The sequence below is a fragment of the Corynebacterium sp. HMSC056E09 genome (assembly GCF_001813425.1).
In the GTDB taxonomy this organism is placed as follows: domain Bacteria; phylum Actinomycetota; class Actinomycetes; order Mycobacteriales; family Mycobacteriaceae; genus Corynebacterium; species Corynebacterium hesseae.
The window spans coordinates 1-210 of sequence record NZ_KV812516.1; the positions used below are offsets into that span (position 1 = coordinate 1).

Annotated in this window: 1 pseudogene; it reads left to right on the top strand. The window is 54.3% G+C overall.

Annotated elements, in window-relative coordinates:
- Window positions 1–210 (top strand): annotated as a pseudogene (locus HMPREF2912_RS13125) (HNH endonuclease); the annotation flags it as partial.

Below are 210 nucleotides of genomic sequence, written 5' to 3' on the forward strand. Positions count from 1 at the left end.
TACCTGCTGGACCCCTACAGTGGGGATGTTATCTGGCTTTTCGCTGACGGTACCTGGACCATCAACGAAGCAGAAGGACCCCTGGCACCAAAACAAAAACGGTGGGCGCAAACAGTCGCCCAACACATCACCGCCACCAGGAAACGTGTGCGCGAAGAAGCCCAACACCTCAAACAAGAACTCGACGACTACGCACAACAACAAGCCAAA